The organism is Lactobacillus helsingborgensis (assembly GCF_003173695.1).
GTDB lineage: Bacteria > Bacillota > Bacilli > Lactobacillales > Lactobacillaceae > Lactobacillus > Lactobacillus helsingborgensis.
The window spans coordinates 868,273-883,790 of the sequence record NZ_CP029544.1 but is presented as its reverse complement, the minus strand read 5'-3'; the positions used below and the strand labels follow the sequence as shown (position 1 = coordinate 883,790).

Genomic DNA, 15,518 nt, shown 5'->3' with positions numbered 1-15,518 from the left:
TTAATCACCTATGTCCGGGGATGAGTTTTTGCGTACACCTGTAAAATATGCTTCTGCGACAAATTGGTGTAAATTTGGGTGGTACTAATGTCTGAATGACCTAAAATTTCTTGAACTACACGCAAGTCCGCTCCATTTTCTAGTAAATGCGTAGCAAAAGTATGCCTTAAAGTATGAGGGGTAACATTTTTTTGAATACCAGCCATATTACAATATTTTTTAATAATTTGCCAGACTGCCTGCCTTGTTAAAGCGGTACCGCGACTATTAAGAAAAATAAAGTCACAGTTTTGGCCTACTTTTAATATTAACGGATCCCGTACTTTTTCCTTATAACTATCTATCCAGGACAAAGCTACTTCGCTTATTGGAATTAACCGTTCCTTTGATCCCTTACCGAAAACTTTGATCAACTTTAGTTCTTCATGTAGATCGTTAAACTTGAGGTTGATTAATTCACTCACCCTAATTCCAGTTGCATATAAAGTTTCAAGTAACGCCCGATCACGCAAACCCAGTTTCTTATTGGTATTAGGTTGATCAAGCAAATGATTGATTTCATCTACTGTGAGAGCTACAGGTAAAGAGCGCCTTTTTTTGGGAGAATCTATTTCCAGCATGGGATTGATTTTTTGAATGTTTTGCCTTACCAGCCACTGATAAAATTTACGCAGACTAGAAATTAACCGACTAATTGAACTGGTGGCTTTATTTAAATCACGCTGTTGAGCCAAAAAGGCATCAATGTCAAGAGCTTTAGTTGGCCAAGTCTTTAAATGCTCTTTTTTTAAAAAATTGATAAAAGCAGTTAAGTCTTGCCTGTAAGATGTAATGGTGTTCGCGCTTAAACCGCGCTCAATTTGGCTGTATCTTAAATAATCTTCAACTTGTTCTGTTAAATTGTTCATTTTGCTACATCTTCAGGATCATTAATTAAAGTAATTGTACCTGCATCCTTGTCTTCAACAATATAATTATTTTTGAGCAAATGTCCCAATGCACGCTTAAAAGCAGATTTGGAAATGCCAAAATAATTTTTAATATCTTGAGCATCTGATTTATCGTAAAAAGGCAACATTTTGTCGCTTTTACGCCGCAAACTCATTAAAACCATTTGGGCATCATCATCAATTTCTTCAAAAGCACGAGGTAAACTGCTTAAGTTTAACCTACCATACTGACTGATACCAACTACCCGACCTTTGAACTGTTCACCTAAGCGCAGGGGACGAGCCATTTCTGAAGGATGAACAAAACCAAGATAATATTCTTTTGTAATCACAAAAGCTCCTACTTCACGTGCAGAATAGACCGTTCCAAAAACATCTTTGTTTTTCATGTCATCTGGAAAATGAGCAGCAAGCTGTTCAAAGATATTTTCATCAGCCAGCTTTGCCCAAATACGATCCTTTTCATCTGTTTCTAAATGAACTAAAAGCTGGTCATCTGGGCGAGGCCACCGATCTTTATTAAAAGGTAAATCATCAAGAGATATTACAACATCTTTATCCGGCAAGCCAATATCCACGAAAACTCCGAGGTCATATTTAACTGCTGTGACCTTACTCCAACCATATTGGTCTTTTTGAGCAAACGGCAGGAATTGGGTCATTTCACGATTATGTTGTTTATCGTCGTATAAAAAGCCCTTGATTTCATCCCCCAGTTTAGGCTTTTCTTCCTGCGTGATTTCTTTTCTTTTTAATTCATAAGTAATACCATCAATTTGCACGAAAAAAGAATTTTCATTTTGATCAATAATTTTACCAGCTGCGATGGTGCCAAGCATAATTTTCTCTCCTAAATCTAAAATTGGGATCTTTAAACAAGTATATCATTTTCAAAGTATTTAGCTCTAATAGTCATTTGACTTTACTAGTAATATCTATTGTATCATTGCCTAGTGTATTTAACTCAAAACAAAATAGCCAGTGACAACCACTGGCTATTTTGACAAATGAACTTAATTAAAGATTTGAAACTTCACCTTGGTAAATAGCACCACGACGAGCATCAACAGTAATAGTAATTCCACTACCAATCTTTTCAGTTGCATCACTAACACCAACAACAACTGGAATACCTAATGATAAACCAACCACAGCAGCATGTGAGGTCAAGCCGGAAGCTTCAACGACTAAACCGGAAGCCTTCTTGATCGCTGGCATGTAATCAGGGTCAGTAGTCTTGGCAACAAGGATGTCTCCTTCTCTAGTCTTGCTAATTGCTTCTTCGGCACTGTTAACTACAACTGTTTTACCAACAACTGAACCGTTGCCTACTCCTAATCCTTGAGCTAATTTGCTACCAATAATTTGGAGTTTCATCAAGTTGGTTGTACCTGAGTCACCAACAGGAACACCAGCAACAATGATTACTAAATCACCATCTTGAACATAACCTTGTTCTTTAGCAACTTTAGCTGCTACTTCGAACATGTCATCAGTAGAAGCAGGTTTTTCAGTAAGCAAAGGTTGAACACCCCAAGAAATGCCAAGTGAGTGTTGGATCTTCTCGTCAAAAGTTAAAGCTAAAATGTTAGCATTTGGACGGTACTTGGAAATCATTCTTGCAGTATAACCAGAATTAGTTGCAGTAATAATGGTTTTAACACCTAATTCTTGTGCAGTCCGCACAACTGATTCACCAATAGCTTCAGTAACGTTTGAACCCTTGTATTCTTCAAATCTTTGCAGAGCTAGAGTGTTACGCTTAAGAAGTTCTCGTTCAGTTCTTTCATCAATTTCAGCCATTGCTGAAACAGCTTTAACTGGGTACAAACCATTTGCTGATTCACCAGAAAGCATAGTGGCATCAGTACCATCAAGAACTGCATTGGCAACATCTGAAACTTCAGCACGAGTTGGACGAGGATTTTCTTGCATTGAATCAAGCATTTGGGTGGCAGTAATAACAGGCTTACCAAGTGCGTTTGCTCTCTTGATTAAATCTTTTTGAACAAATGGCACATCAATAAATGGAATTTCTACACCCATGTCACCACGAGCAACCATTAAACCATCTGAAACTTGCAAGATTTCGTCTGCGTTATCAATACCTTCTTGTGATTCAATCTTAGGATAAATCTTAACGTAGTCACAACCAGCATCTTCACACAACTTACGAATATCAAGGATATCTTGCGCCTTACGTGCAAACGAAGCAAAGATAAAGTTAATGCCATGAGCTAAACCAAACTTAATGTCATCAGCATCTTTTTCAGTAATTCCTGGGAGGCGAATTTCAACGCCAGGTGCATTAACACCCTTCTTAGAACCGATAACACCAGTATTTTGAGCTTCACAAACTAATTCTTTCTTTTCTTCGTCTTTTTCTTTAATTAATAAGTCAACTAAACCATCGTCAATTAAAACGTGACCACCAACGTGGGTATCACCATAAAGACCTTCGTAAGTAACATGAATCATGTCCTTGTTACCCGGTTTAGAATCGTCCATTGATACACGAATTTGGTCTCCAGTATTAATGGTAAACTTGCCACCTTCTTGATCAGTGGTTCTAATCTCAGCACCTTTGGTATCTAAAGCAATACCAAGTACTAAACCAGTTTCTTTTTCAACTTGACGAACCATTTTCATCCGTGAAAGATGTTCAGCATGGTCACCATGTGAAAAGTTGAAACGAAATACATTTACGCCTGACTTAGCCAGAGCTGTAATAGTTTCAATATCATTTGAAGCTGGCCCTAAGGTACTAACAATTTTAGTTTTCTTCATTATTTAAAAATCTCCCCAAAATCGACTATTATTTAGTCATTTCTTCATTAATGTCAAGTAAAGACTGTTCACTGGCGTGCTGTTCATCAAACAGGTCCAGAATATCGTGGGTTTCTAATTGACCATTCTCCATGCCGACAGCTAAACCGCCTTTACCATCGAGAAGTAATTTAACCGCATAGTTACCCATTTTTGTGGCATTAATTCTGTCCAAAAGGGTTGGTGAACCACCGCGTTGCATGTGACCTAAAATATTTGCTCTACAATCAAAGTCACCGTATTTTAAAAGCTCTGTTCTAAAATCAGCAGCATTCATGACACCTTCAGCTAACACGATAATACCATTATCTTTGCCATCTTTAAAGCCGCGCTTTAATCTTTCGGCAATTGCCTTAATATCGTATTTTCTTTCCGGAACAACAATTGCATCAGCACCGGAAGCCAGACCTACACGCATAGCAATATCGCCGCAATCTCGTCCCATAACGTTAACTACGAAAACGCGATGATGGCTGCTGGCAGTGTCTCTGATTTTGTCAATAGCTTCCATTGCAGTATTGCAGGCAGTGTCAAGACCAATTGTATATTCAGTATACGGGATATCATTATCAATAGTACCCGGTAACCCAATTGAATTAATACCCAAACGTGTTAATGCCAAAGCACCATGATATGATCCGTCACCACCGATTACAATTATAGTGTCAATATCGTGCTTTTTTAATTGTTCAACACCCTTCTTTTGCACTTCTGCTTGTGCAAATTCGGGATAGCGGGCACTGTAAAGAAAAGTACCACCAGAATTAATCATATGGTCAATGTTTTCAGCAGTTAATGTAACAAAGTCACCTGCTACAAGGCCGGCAAAACCATAACGAATACCAACAACACCAAGCCCGTGATGAATAGCGGTTTTTGTAACAGCCCTTACGGCTGCATTCATACCTGGAGCGTCGCCACCGCTCGTTAAAATTCCAATTCGTTTCATGAATTCACCTCATCAAGATTATTGTGTAATTTCTCACATCACCTAAATTTTAACATTCTTTCAGGAAAAAATCTCACAAAAAATGATTTAAATTCTTGATTTAACAGTCTTTTTCGATGTTAGCGTTAACAACAGCTACTTGCTCAAGTTTACGCAAAAATCACTCTTTGAAGTTGACAACCTTTAAATTTGTCAATACATACTGTTTTTTACTGGAATCAATACGGTCATTCTGTATTTTAATACCTAATAAGTAAATTCCACCTTCCTTTAAATTCGATTGAATTTTATCATAAACATTAGGAAAAATAACAATATCCTGCTTACTGCTTGAATCCGCAAAGCTGCCAAACGCCATGGTTCGCTCATTTTTGGTTCTAATTAGTTTTAAATTTAACAGCTTCCCCACCGTTATGCCTGACTCATGGATTTCAAAATCACTTAAAGGTCTGGCATTAAATTTTTGCGCATATTTTTGTACCGCTAATAATGGCGAAGTTAAAGTGGAAAAACCCAGGGCTTCTTCTTCCATGCGGGCTTTTTCCTGTTTAGTTGGTGCTTTAGCCGGCTCAATAGGTGCTCCGCCTAAGCTTTCAGCAAGTGCGAGATTTCCCTGCGTTAACTTGACGTTTTCAACTATTTCAGTACTATTTTGTAATAACTCATTTCTATTAGAGTTAAGTTGATCAAAACAGCCAGCCTTAATCATTGATTGTATTACCTTGGTTTGAATGAACTTGGGATCAATTTTTCGCAAAAAATCACTCAAAGACTTAAATTTGCCATTCTGTCTTTTCTTGATTATTTCCTTCAGAAAATCAATCTTGATACCCTTAATTGCCCGCAAACTGACTAAAATTTTACCGTCAATCACCTGATAATTTAAGGTACTTCTGTTAATATCAGGAGACAGAATTTTTACCCCGTCACCTTGTGCCTTCATCACATATTCAATTAACTTATTTTGGTTACCAGTATTTGAATTAAGCATGGCCGCATAAAATTCAGCAGGATAATGAACTTGCAAATATGCTAACCAAAAAGCAATCATAGTGTAGGCTACGGCATGGGAGCGGTTGAAGCCATAATTTGCAAATTGCTCAATATAGTTATAAACCTTGGCCGCTACTTGTTTAGTTTTGCCTTTTTTGACAGCACCGGAAATAAAGCGCGATTTTTCTTTCTCAATAACGCTTTGGTCCTTTTTTGACATTGCACGTCTCAAGATATCGGCTTCACCTAAAGAAAAACCTGCTAAAACTTGAGCTGTTTGCATTACTTGCTCTTGGTACACTAAAACGCCATAGGTTGAAGCCAAAATTGGTTTTAAACTTGGATCTGGATACGCTACTTTCTGCTTGCCCTTTTTTCTGGCTATAAAAGTCTTGATATTTTGCATTGGACCTGGCCTGTAAAGAGCGTTAACAGCGACCAAATCTTCAAAGTTGTCAGGATGCAATTCACGCAACACGTTTCTGATCCCGCTTGATTCAAACTGAAAAACCAGCTCGGTTTCCCCTTTTTGGAAAATTGCTAAGGTTTGGGGATCATTTAAAGGTATTTTATTAAAATCGATTTTTTTACCTTGTGTTCGTATTAATTTTTCCGTATCCCCTAAAATTGTAAGATTTCTGAGACCTAAAAAATCTATTTTTAATAATCCCAGAGATTCGACATATTTCTTTGTTTGCTGAGTGATAGGTATGCCCAACTGACCAGATTGTAATCCAGCAATCGCAGCAATAGAATTATCACTAAGGACTAGACCGGCTGCGTGAATAGAATAGTGCCGCGGTAATCCTTCCAAACCATTTGCCGTTTCAAAGAGCAGCTTATTTTGCGCACTGGCATTCACTAGCATTTGCATTTTCTTTGATCCCTGATATGCTTCTTGCAAAGTGATTTTACCTTTAGAAAAAGGTACGCTGTTTGACCATTTGCTCATTTGCATTTCTTGCAAGCCAAAAACGCGTCCCGTATCCCGCAAAACTTGTTTAGCGGACAGAGTACCGAAGGTAAGAATTTGTGCCGCATGGTCCATACCGTATTTAGTGAACATGTATTTGATGACATCGTCTCTGCGATTATCAGGTATGTCTAAATCAATATCTGGCATTTCGTGTCTTGCTGGATTTAAAAACCGTTCAAACAATAATTTATATTGTATAGGGTCAACTTCCGTGATGCGCAGTGAATATGAAACTAAGGAGCCACAGGCAGAGCCGCGTCCCGGTCCCATGACTATATCGGAGCGGTGGCAATAATTTACCACATCCCAAACTATTAAAAAGTAATCGTTAAAGCCCATTTGGTCAATAACCTGCAACTCGTAGTCCAGCTGTTTTTGATAGTTTAGCGGTATTTTATGCCCATGAAAACGGTCCTGCAAACCTTGTTGAGCTAAAGAATTAAGATAATCCTTTGAGTTAGCAAACTGATCCTGTTTGTATTTTGGCAAAACAGGTGTTTGAAAAACCACTTTGGCAGTACAAGCATCAGCGATTTTGCCCGTATTATTTAGAGCATCATCCAAATTAAGCTCATGATAGCGGTCACTTATCTCCTGAACTGAAGGTAAGTAATGTGAGCCTTTTTGTTTTGCCAACTCAGAAATATCCTGCATTACAGCGCCTTTTTTAATAGCTTGCAAAGTTTTGCGCAAAAATTGATCCTGCGGTTTCAAGTAGCATGTGTCTTCAACACTAACAAGGGGTAAGTCAAACTGCTTAGCAATCTGCGTGACGTATTGAATATAATTTTTTTGTGAATTGCTGCCGTAAACGCCTAAATATAATGAACTGGTCTTTGGCACCAAACTAATTAAATGCCGGATGAAATCAGTGCCCAAGTTTTCATTCTGCAGCTGCAAATTAAGTAACTCACTATGTGTATTTGCAGGTGTGATAAAAATCAGTTCATTTAAATCTTTAGTTAAGTTTTCTAGAGTCAGGATTTTGTCATTAGTACCATTTTCAGTTAGCAGATTGATCCTACTTGATAATCGTAAAATATTGCGGTAGCCTTCATCTGTTTTAGCAAATGCTATTAAATCATATTTATGCGCACTATCAATTAGTCCATTAAGTCTCAACTGCATCCCTAAAAGCGGCTTAATACCAACCTCTTGTGCTACTTCGTAAAAGTTAACTAGACCGTATGTGACATTAATATCCGTTAGCCCTACGGCATCATAGCCTAAATTTTTAGCGGTATTCAATAAGTTTTTGATCTTTATAGGACTTTCTAAAAGCGTGAAAGCACTAAGATTTTGCAGAGCAGCATATTTCATTTTTGCAGCCACCTTCCCTATAAATTAGTATACCAAAAAGCTATCTTCTGGATTGAAAACGTGCATAATTTTTGTTAAAATTCATGTGTATGAAAGAAGGAACCACTATGGGTCGTTATATCGTGACTATTTGCTGGAGCGTGGTTTACATGCTAATTGTAGGTTTCATCGCTGCTCCATTAACGCAAAATGTTTTTAATTTAAAAGAAGCTGCCATTGTTGGTTTGATTTTCGGATTGCTATTTGCGGCAATCATTCCTACGATCACAGCTCACTCTCATAAAGATAAAAGCAAATATTCTAAACTCAAATAAAAAAGTCATTAGTTTTAAGACTAATGGCTTTTTCGTTTACTTAAAATAATAATTTCGCGTTGAATCCAGTATAATATTTTTCTTTTGTAAATATTCCTGAAACATCTCTACATAATTTTTATCCAAAATAGTTTCAATTTTATCTGGTGAATATTCTGGATAAAAACCACCGCCCATTGCCCGATAATTATTTACGGCAAGATGATACATTTTTTCAGCTACAATTGGTACTCCGTTTAATTCCAACTTAGTTAGGCGACTGCCCTGACTCTTAGAAATATCTGCTTCATAAGTCAACGGATAAAACACATCAAAATTAAAAAGCAGGTTTTTATACTTAGGCTTGAAAACTACTTTTCCAGTCTGATCTTTTGTCAAAAATTTTAAGGAGTATTCAACAATATTACGTAATTCTTTACCTGTCAACCTAACCTTGCACAATTGGTTGGCAAACGGATAATTTAGTAAAATATCACGCATAGTTACATCTTTGTTAAATCCCTGAGCCGTTTCACTCATTAGTGCTGTTGCAGAAATATCAGCTTTGGTAAAATATAGTTGCATATTTTGAATTAAATTGATGAAGTCAGACCCATTAATTCTGGCCTGTTCAGCGTTCTTTATTAAAGCTGGTTTTTCTATGTGAGCAATTGGTTGATCCAGCCACAATTGTGTTTTTTTATCCAAACTAGAGCCTAAATTTATAATTTTATTGTCGGGAACATGATTTTTGCTATCCAATAATTCCACGGACATGTGTTGAATTTTGTTACTCTTATCAGCAATATCCATTACTACTTTGGCAACACATTCTCCCTTGTAGCCCGGTTGAACAATAGCAGTATTATTTGAAATAAGCTTTAACTTGCGGTGCTGGTGACCTGTTAGCATTACATCAATTTCTGGAATATTCTGTAAGATACGGTAGCCCTCATTTTCACCTGTTTTTGGTTCGGTTCTCTTACCAGTTTTTAGATCGGCTTCAAACCCGCCATGGTACAAAACGCCTAATACATCAACTTGCGGACGTAAAATTCTGGCTATTTTTTGAACCTGAGTAAAGGCAGATTCAAACTGTAAGCCTGTAATATGGTCTGCAGGCTCCCAAAATGGTATTCTCTGGGTCGTAATACCGATAAGACCAATTTTTAAGTCATTTTTATTCAGAATAACATAACTCTGACCAAAAGCTGACCGACCCGTTTTACGAGATAAAATATTGCTGTTTAAAAATGGTGACTGATTATACTCCAGATAGCTTTTTAAATAATCTTGACCAAAATTAAAGTCATGATTGCCGAGACACCTTGCATCATAACCAATCTCATTATAAAAATCTGCAAATTTTTTTAACACAGAGCTGTTATTAGCTTCATGAACATAGGCAGCAAGCGGTGAGCCTTGAAGAAAATCTCCGGCATCGGTCACAATCACATTGTCTGGGCCATATTTTTGACGTTCTTTTTCAATTAGACTGCTTACTAGGCTGAGACCAAAAGCAGCAGAATAGTCATTTTTATTCTGATAATCGGTAGGCATAATGTAGCCATGAATATCACTTGTGTGCAAGAAAACCAGTTTCATTTCAGCATGTTCATCTTTCTAAATAAAAAAAGACACCTAATTTTTGGTGTCTTTTAATTATTGGTTGTCGCTTGAGTTAGTTTGGTTAACTACTTGGCGACCTTTGTAATATCCTTTAGGTGAAACGCGGTGGCTCAAACGATATTCTCCAGTAGTTGCATCATAATGCATTGCTGGCACAGTTAACTTAATATGACCACGACGTGAACGTTTCTTTTGCTTAGAAGTATGTCTTTTAGGAACAGCCATTTAAATTGATCTCCTTTTTTGTAGAATTACGATTTTAGTTACTTAAAAGTACCCAAAATACTTCACGTTTGTTAATGATACTATTGTATCCCGAATAAATCAAGCTATATTAGTTATTCTTGTTTTGATTATGTCCATAAGATCCCCAAAAATAACCAATTAGAACTCCAATAATAAGCATTAATACTAAAATAATGATTAAGGGCAGCTTGAATTTGAACAAGCCAAAATTGATAGCAACATTATCGGTATTTAAAACCACAAATATTACTGCTAATAATGTCAAAATTAAAGTAAAAATGAGTTTAATCTGCCTGCCTGTGTCTTTCATATTTTGCACTACTTTCTTGAAGCAAACTTAAGTGATAATTTATCACCAATGGTGGGAAATAGATTATATAATTTGGCCAATATGCCTAAGCTAACCGGTAAGTTAAGTTCACGTTTGTTACTACCAAAGAAATGAACTACTTGCCAAGCAACATCATCTGGGTCAAGCATAAATCTTTGAACGTTTTCAGCATAATGTCCACTCTTATCAGCAATATTAAAGAAATTAGTATAAACAGGGCCCGGGTTCACAGTCATCACTTTGACGCCAAAAGGTTTTAGTTCTAACCGCAGTACATTAGAAAATTGAATGACAGCCGCTTTGGACGCACTGTAAGCTGCTGATTTTACTGTAGGGACTTTGCCGGCAATCGAACCAATATTAACAATTTGACCTGCTTTTTGATCTATCATTAAACGACCAACTAGACGGGTAAAATACATTAAACCTAAAACATTGACTTGGAACATTGCCGTCACTTCGTGACGATTTGATTCTAAAAAATTTTCAAATTTGCCAAAACCAGCACAATTAACTAAATAGTCAACGTGTTTGGTTAACTTTACTATTTGTTTAAACGCAGCATCAATTTGATCACTATGATTCATATCAGCAACAATTGTATAAGCTGGAGCGCCGGACAATTCGTGTGTTTCTGAAGCTACCTTTGCTAATTTTGCCTCATTTCTGGCAATTAAAATCACTGTAGCTCCTCTACCAGCACTTTCTAAAGCAATAGAGTGTCCTATTCCACTAGATGCACCAGTTATTACAACTACCTTATTTCTCAGAGAATCACTCATTTTTCTCACCTTTCATCGGAATTACAATTCGATCAAAATCATTAGCCAACCTAGTGTTTGGAAAAATCTTCTGGGCTTGGTTTTCTAATTTTTTGGCTTTAGCACCTAAATATCTAGCAGAGATGTGGTTTAAAAACAAACGTTTAACACCATTGTCACGCGCAATTTTTGCTGCTTCAACAGCAGTGGAGTGATAATATGAATGAGCTAAATTTGCTTCATTGCCAGCGAAAGTTGATTCGTGAACCAGCACATCAGCATTTTGCGCCAACTGGGCAATTGCCGGTGTAGCACGAGTATCATAAATAATTGTCACTACTCTACCCGCCTTATTAGGTCCTAAAAAGTCCTTACCATCTAATATAGTACCATTATCTAGGGTAATTTTTTCACCATTCTTTAGTTTACCAAGTAATGGTCCGTTAGGTACATTATATTGCGCTAATTTATCCATTAAAAGTTCACCCGGTCGATTATCTTCGACAACTCGATAACCAAAACTAGGAACGCGGTGAGCTAACTTTTCCGCATATACCCTAAAACCGTTACCTTGAAAAATGAGTCCTCCTTCTTCTAAAACCATAAATTTGATCGGATAACTAATTTTAGTGCGTGAAACTTTTAAGGCTGTTCTAACAAACTCTTCTAATCCAGCCGGACCGTAAATTGTGATTGGACCAACATCTCCTTGAAAAGATCTGGTCGCAAGTAATCCCGGCAATCCGAAAATATGATCACCATGATTATGAGAAATAAATATTTTGGTTACTTTGCGTAGTCTGATATTCGTACGCAAAATTTGATGTTGGGTAGCTTCACCAACATCAAATAACCAAATCTCATTAATTTCATCGAGCATTTTTAACGCAATACTTGATACGTTGCGTTTCTTAGACGGTTGTCCTGCTCCAGTTCCTAAAAATTGTAACTCCATACTCTTCCCATTCTAATACTTAGCTTTTTCAACAATTTGTTTAACAATTAGAGCACTATAGTGCTTTGATCCCAGTGGCGTTGGGTGCGTTTTATCTTCATAAAGCCAATTTGGATGCTGTCTGGCATTCGAATACCAATCAATAACAGTAAAATTAGGGTATTTTTTTGCTGCTTCATTTAATAAACTATTAACCTCATTTTGCCACGGTTTATTTGGTACATAAGTATTAATCCAAAATACTTGTTTCTTTTTTCCTATTTGCTTCATGAGCTCATTTAGATCTGCCATTTTAAATGGACCGTTAGTGCCTAAACCAATCAAAATATTTTTACCCAGTGCATTTTTACTTCTATAATGCTTAAGCAAGCTAAAAGAAACACTTAGCTGCCGCGAAATTGCCGCATCTATCACGGCCTTAGGCATTAAACGGTTTAAATCATCGCTGGACCCCGCCATAACTGAATCACCAATTGCTGTGAGTTCAACTTTACGCGCCAATTGCAGCTCAGTTTGTGAGATACCATATTTCATGAATGATTTATTAACAGGATGCTTTTTAGCAGCACGTTCAGCTTTCTTCAATAGTTTAGCCTTTTTTTGTTCTTTGGGGCTAACATTTTGGCGCTTAGCAATTAGTGCCTTATTATTTTTCTCTTGCTCTTTGCAATTAGCTCTAATTCTCCGCGCAAGTTGCGTCTGATTGAAATTTTGGGCTTTAACTGTTGGGGAAACAAGAATTGCGATACTTCCAATTAGAAAAATTAAGCTTGCCAAAATAGCTTGTGCCCGAAGCAGATAATTACGGGTATTTTTAGCAAAAACCTGCCGCCAAAATTGTTTCAGTTTCAGCCAAGAAATTTTGCCCAGAGGTTTTTCTACCAACCTGTATGATAATTCACTGAAAATAAGAATTAAAATTAACTCTAGCAAATGATAAAGTTGAACATGATCTGCCATGTTAGAAACTTTATCTTCAAAGAAAATCATCACTGGAAATTGGTAGAGATAAATTTCATAGCTGCGTGAGCCAAGCCAATTGAATATGGGATTAGTCAACCAGTTATTCCAGTGGCAGCCAGGATGAGCTGTTACACCGACAAGCAGAGTAACAAATATGGTAAATAACAGCATCCCACCGTAATAAGGAAAATCACTTTCCGGATTCATGGCTGGATTGAAAAACAAAATTAAAATACCAATAAGACTTGTTAAGCCTATCAGGTCTAAAGTAATAGTATCACTAGTTTTAATGTTGCTTTTTAGTTTGTTTAGTGGCCAAATTACCGCTAAAGCTGCTCCCAAGCCCAGTGCAAAGAACCTGGTATCTGTGCCATAATATATTCGGTTAATATCAACACCCGATTTATACATTAGTGCCATTTCACAAGCTGAAAGAATGGACAAAGTGCAAATAATACTAAAAATATATTTTCTTTTTTTACCATACTTTACCAGTAAGAAAATAACTACTGGCCACAACAGGTAAAATTGACCGTTAATTGACATAGTCCATAGGTGGACAAATGGCGATTCATTGACTGCAAAGCGCTCAAAGTAGCTTTGCCCGTTGAGAATTTGCCAGAAATTATAAACGTTAAGCAGATTAGCCACCACAATCTGACTTAGTTTAGCCAGTAAATTGCGTTGAAATAAAATAATATAAGCAGCTGAAAACCATAGTACCGCAATCAGTGGCGGATAAATTTTTTTCAGCCTGCTTAAATAAAACTTTTTACTATCATAAAAGCCTTTTTCTTCATAAGACTTTAGTATTTGACACGTAACAAGATATCCAGACAAAACAAAGAAAATCGGTACACCAAGATACCCGCCCACAAAAGTATTAGGGTCAAAGTGATATAAAATCACTCCGATTACCGCCAAAGCTCTAAGTCCAGAATATCCTGTAATAAACCGATTTTTTGTCATATCTTTCAAAACTTTTCTATTATTTTATTGGACAAATTCAAAATTGAATGAACCAATGATTACATCATCGCCGTCAACGGCTCCTTTTTTACGTAATGCATCATCAACACCTAAGTTTTTCAGCTTGCGTGCGAGTCTCATAACTCCGTCATGGTAGTCAAGATTAGTCCGTTCAACCAACCTCTCAATACCTTCACCTTTGATTTCAAAAACATGTTCTTCTAATCTAATAATTTCGAATTCTTGTTTTTGCTTTTGTTCGTATTTGTATTCTTTAACATTTTGAACGTTTTCAGTGGTCTTGGCAACTTGTTCTTTTTCAGCTTGTTCTTTTTCAGCTTGTTCTATCAAACTAGCCGTATCCTGCAACAATTGGTCAATACCCTTGTGAGTGACACTAGAAATAGCATAAACTGGCTTGTTAATTTGGTGAGACTTTAAGTCCTTTTTAAATTGACTTAATTTTTCCTCTGCACCCGGGATATCCATTTGAGTTGCAACAATAATTTCACGTCTCTTTTCAAGGCTCTGATCATATTGCAGCAATTCGTGACGAATAGTCTGATAATCTTTGATTGCTTCACGCCCATTAGCAGGATCCATTGCCACTAAATGCAGAATTACTTTAGTTCTTTCAATATGACGTAAAAATTGGATTCCCAATCCTACACCATTACTTGCCCCTTCAATTAAGCCGGGCAAGTCTGCCATAGAAAAATCACGTCCATCAGGTAAAATTACCATGCCCAAATTGGGAGTCAAAGTCGTAAAAGAATAAGCAGCAATTTTAGGTTTAGCTTTAGTTACAACAGATAATAAAGTTGATTTGCCTACAGAAGGAAAGCCCACAAGACCAACATCTGCCAAAACCTTTAGTTCTAAACGTAAAACCCGGTCTTCTCCTGGTTCCCCATTTTCAGCAATTTCAGGAGCGGTATTAACACTAGTGGCGAAATGAATATTGCCGCGACCTCCGCGACCTCCGTGTGCAACCACTAATTCTTGTTTATTTTTAGTGAGGTCACCAATTTCTTCGTTAGTCTCAAAATCATAAACAGTAGTACCAACAGGTACTTTTAAATATAAGTCGCTTGCTCCACGACCATATTGTGATTTAATGCGACCGTTTTCGCCATTTTCTGCTTTAAACTTACGGCGATAACGAAAGTCCATTAATGTTCTTAAACCGCTGTCAGCAACAAAAATAATGCTGCCGCCACGACCTCCGTCGCCGCCAGCTGGTCCGCCATTAGGGACATATTTTTCATGGCGGAAAGCAACCATACCGTCGCCACCTTTTCCGGCTTGGACTTCTATCTTAGTTTGGTCGACAAATGTTGGCATAAAGATTCTCCTT

The 15,518-nt window shown here is 37.1% G+C and carries 13 protein-coding genes; 1 reads left to right on the top strand and 12 read right to left on the bottom strand.

All coding sequences use genetic code 11. The annotated features are described in order from the left end of the window. Window positions 1-8: 8 nt before the first annotated feature. The 5 genes from xerD to DLD54_RS04175 form a co-directional block, all read right to left on the bottom strand. Window positions 9-908: a site-specific tyrosine recombinase XerD gene (xerD, locus tag DLD54_RS04195; RefSeq protein ID WP_046327083.1), complete on the bottom strand. Its 900-nt coding sequence runs from the start codon at window positions 906-908 to the stop codon at window positions 9-11. Beyond that, window positions 905-1,789, bottom strand: coding sequence for a CvfB family protein (locus DLD54_RS04190; protein ID WP_109918342.1), 885 nt, complete (start codon window positions 1,787-1,789; stop codon window positions 905-907). Before DLD54_RS04190 ends, xerD begins: the two co-directional genes overlap by 4 nt. 178 nt (window positions 1,790-1,967) lie before the next feature. Further along, on the bottom strand, window positions 1,968-3,737 hold the full coding sequence (gene pyk / locus DLD54_RS04185; protein WP_109918341.1) for a pyruvate kinase: 1,770 nt from the start codon (window positions 3,735-3,737) through the stop codon (window positions 1,968-1,970). Between the two features lie 28 nt (window positions 3,738-3,765). Next, on the bottom strand, window positions 3,766-4,725 hold the full coding sequence (gene pfkA / locus DLD54_RS04180) for a 6-phosphofructokinase (protein ID WP_109918340.1): 960 nt from the start codon (window positions 4,723-4,725) through the stop codon (window positions 3,766-3,768). 160 nt (window positions 4,726-4,885) lie between these two features. Continuing rightward, window positions 4,886-8,014: a DNA polymerase III subunit alpha gene (locus tag DLD54_RS04175; protein WP_109918339.1), complete on the bottom strand. Its 3,129-nt coding sequence runs from the start codon at window positions 8,012-8,014 to the stop codon at window positions 4,886-4,888. A gap of 107 nt (window positions 8,015-8,121) precedes the next feature. Here DLD54_RS04175 and DLD54_RS04170 point away from each other — a divergent pair, with 107 nt between their 5' ends. Then, a complete protein-coding gene (locus DLD54_RS04170) occupies window positions 8,122-8,328 on the top strand; it encodes a YjzD family protein (RefSeq protein WP_038522468.1) in 207 nt (68 codons plus the stop codon). Between the two features lie 36 nt (window positions 8,329-8,364). On the opposite strand, the gene DLD54_RS04165 is transcribed toward DLD54_RS04170, so the two are convergent. The 7 genes from DLD54_RS04165 to obgE form a co-directional block, all read right to left on the bottom strand. Next, a complete protein-coding gene (locus DLD54_RS04165; protein ID WP_109918338.1) occupies window positions 8,365-9,912 on the bottom strand; it encodes a bifunctional metallophosphatase/5'-nucleotidase in 1,548 nt (515 codons plus the stop codon). A 57-nt stretch (window positions 9,913-9,969) separates the two neighbouring features. Further along, window positions 9,970-10,161 (bottom strand): 50S ribosomal protein L32, encoded by a 192-nt coding sequence (gene rpmF / locus DLD54_RS04160; RefSeq protein ID WP_038522462.1) that lies wholly within the window; start codon window positions 10,159-10,161, stop codon window positions 9,970-9,972. A 109-nt stretch (window positions 10,162-10,270) separates the two neighbouring features. Next, window positions 10,271-10,492 (bottom strand): lipopolysaccharide assembly protein LapA domain-containing protein, encoded by a 222-nt coding sequence (locus tag DLD54_RS04155; RefSeq protein WP_109918337.1) that lies wholly within the window; start codon window positions 10,490-10,492, stop codon window positions 10,271-10,273. A gap of 8 nt (window positions 10,493-10,500) precedes the next feature. Beyond that, complete coding sequence (locus tag DLD54_RS04150) at window positions 10,501-11,295, bottom strand: SDR family NAD(P)-dependent oxidoreductase (protein ID WP_109918336.1); 795 nt, start codon at window positions 11,293-11,295, stop codon at window positions 10,501-10,503. Next, window positions 11,288-12,229, bottom strand: coding sequence for a ribonuclease Z (rnz, locus tag DLD54_RS04145; RefSeq protein WP_109918335.1), 942 nt, complete (start codon window positions 12,227-12,229; stop codon window positions 11,288-11,290). The genes DLD54_RS04150 and rnz overlap by 8 nt, the downstream gene beginning before the upstream one ends. Before the next feature lie 12 nt (window positions 12,230-12,241). Next, on the bottom strand, window positions 12,242-14,161 hold the full coding sequence (locus tag DLD54_RS04140; protein WP_109918334.1) for an acyltransferase family protein: 1,920 nt from the start codon (window positions 14,159-14,161) through the stop codon (window positions 12,242-12,244). Between the two features lie 24 nt (window positions 14,162-14,185). Next, window positions 14,186-15,505: a GTPase ObgE gene (gene obgE / locus DLD54_RS04135; RefSeq protein ID WP_109918333.1), complete on the bottom strand. Its 1,320-nt coding sequence runs from the start codon at window positions 15,503-15,505 to the stop codon at window positions 14,186-14,188. Window positions 15,506-15,518 lie beyond the last annotated feature (13 nt).

What these genes read in the sequence shown, in the direction of transcription:
- pfkA (WP_109918340.1), bottom strand. Translation starts at nt 4,725, where the DNA reads ATGAAACGAATTGGAATTTTAACGAGCGGTGGCGACGCTCCAGGTATG.
- obgE (WP_109918333.1), bottom strand. Translation starts at nt 15,505, where the DNA reads ATGCCAACATTTGTCGACCAAACTAAGATAGAAGTCCAAGCCGGAAAA.
- pyk (WP_109918341.1), bottom strand. Translation starts at nt 3,737, where the DNA reads ATGAAGAAAACTAAAATTGTTAGTACCTTAGGGCCAGCTTCAAATGAT.
- DLD54_RS04165 (WP_109918338.1), bottom strand. Translation starts at nt 9,912, where the DNA reads ATGAAACTGGTTTTCTTGCACACAAGTGATATTCATGGCTACATTATG.
- DLD54_RS04190 (WP_109918342.1), bottom strand. Translation starts at nt 1,789, where the DNA reads ATGCTTGGCACCATCGCAGCTGGTAAAATTATTGATCAAAATGAAAAT.
- DLD54_RS04150 (WP_109918336.1), bottom strand. Translation starts at nt 11,295, where the DNA reads ATGAGTGATTCTCTGAGAAATAAGGTAGTTGTAATAACTGGTGCATCT.
- DLD54_RS04140 (WP_109918334.1), bottom strand. Translation starts at nt 14,161, where the DNA reads ATGACAAAAAATCGGTTTATTACAGGATATTCTGGACTTAGAGCTTTG.
- rnz (WP_109918335.1), bottom strand. Translation starts at nt 12,229, where the DNA reads ATGGAGTTACAATTTTTAGGAACTGGAGCAGGACAACCGTCTAAGAAA.
- rpmF (WP_038522462.1), bottom strand. Translation starts at nt 10,161, where the DNA reads ATGGCTGTTCCTAAAAGACATACTTCTAAGCAAAAGAAACGTTCACGT.
- xerD (WP_046327083.1), bottom strand. Translation starts at nt 908, where the DNA reads ATGAACAATTTAACAGAACAAGTTGAAGATTATTTAAGATACAGCCAA.
- DLD54_RS04155 (WP_109918337.1), bottom strand. Translation starts at nt 10,492, where the DNA reads ATGAAAGACACAGGCAGGCAGATTAAACTCATTTTTACTTTAATTTTG.
- DLD54_RS04170 (WP_038522468.1), top strand. Translation starts at nt 8,122, where the DNA reads ATGGGTCGTTATATCGTGACTATTTGCTGGAGCGTGGTTTACATGCTA.
- DLD54_RS04175 (WP_109918339.1), bottom strand. Translation starts at nt 8,014, where the DNA reads ATGAAATATGCTGCTCTGCAAAATCTTAGTGCTTTCACGCTTTTAGAA.